Below are 1,279 nucleotides of genomic sequence, written 5' to 3'. Positions count from 1 at the left end.
TTACTTCAAAAATTGTTTAGAATCTTTTTTTATAGTTTTCAGTTTCAGTCTCAGTATTCAGTTTACTGCGACTGAAAACTGTGACTGTTTACTTCAAAAATTGCTTTGCAATTTTTTCTGCTTTTTTACTTTCAGAATAATCGTAGAAACCTTCACCCGATTTTACTCCAAGTTTTCCAGCCATAACCATATTTACTAAAAGTGGGCAAGGAGCATATTTTGGATTTTTGAAGCCATCGTACATTACGTTTAGAATAGAAAGACAAACGTCAAGTCCTATGAAATCTGCTAATTGCAATGGTCCCATTGGATGCGCCATTCCTAGTTTCATTACTGTATCGATTTCAGAAACTCCAGCAACGCCATTATATAACGTTTCGATAGATTCGTTAATCATTGGCATCAGAATTCTATTGGCAACAAATCCTGGATAATCGTTTACTTCTGTTGGAGTTTTTCCTAATTTCACAGATAATTCCATAATGATTTTAGTCACTTCATCAGATGTAGAATAACCACGAATGATTTCAACCAATTTCATAATCGGCACCGGATTCATAAAATGCATTCCAATTACTCTTTCTGGATGAACTACTTGTGCTGCAATTTGTGTGATAGAAATGGAAGAAGTATTTGTTGCCAAAATCACATTATGATCGCAAACTTCACTCAATTGCTTGAAGATATTTAGTTTTAAGGTTACATTTTCTGTTGCGGCTTCAACTACTAAATCCGTTCCAACAACACCATCTTTTATGTCGGTGTAAGTGATTATATTTCCGATAGTTTTGAATTTATCGTCTTCGGTAATTGTTCCTTTAGAAACCATTCGGTCAAGGTTGGAAGCAATTGTTGCCATTCCTTTTTCTAATGATTTTTCGGAAACATCGATTAATTTTACGGTAAAACCGCTTTGTGCAAAAGTGTGAGCAATTCCGTTGCCCATCGTTCCTGCGCCTATTACAGCTATTGTTTTCATTGTGTTTGGTTGTATTTTTTTATTTTTTTTAAAAGAGATTTAGATTTTGAATTAAAGAATTTAACCCAATAGAAGATCAAGAAATCCGATCCCGAAAGTAGCCTTTCTTTTTCATCTAATTCAATTATTGTGAATTGAAAAACATCATTTTGCAAATAATAATTTTTAAAAGATTCAAAAAAATACTTCTTTTTACTTATTGTAGTTCCAGCTGAACCAGATATAAAAGTTATTATTTTGTTTTTGAAATCTTTGTCAGAATTATTTAATGTTTTTAATATTGAAATTTCAGTACCATTT

The 1,279-nt window shown here is 32.0% G+C and carries 2 protein-coding genes; both read right to left on the bottom strand.

Going from position 1 to position 1,279, the window contains the following annotated elements:
* Positions 1 to 88: 88 nt before the first annotated feature.
* On the bottom strand, positions 89 to 979 hold the full coding sequence (locus DIU01_RS15320) for a 3-hydroxyacyl-CoA dehydrogenase family protein (protein WP_290835977.1): 891 nt from the start codon (positions 977 to 979) through the stop codon (positions 89 to 91).
* Positions 976 to 1,279, bottom strand: a 304-nt coding sequence (locus tag DIU01_RS15315; protein WP_290835975.1) for a hypothetical protein, incomplete at its 5' end; no start/stop codon positions are given. The genes DIU01_RS15315 and DIU01_RS15320, both read right to left, overlap by 4 nt.

This window comes from Flavobacterium sp., from assembly GCF_003525665.1.
Classification (GTDB): domain Bacteria; phylum Bacteroidota; class Bacteroidia; order Flavobacteriales; family Flavobacteriaceae; genus Flavobacterium.
Note: the sequence above shows the minus strand (reverse complement) of the source record. Positions and strands in the feature narration are given on the sequence as shown.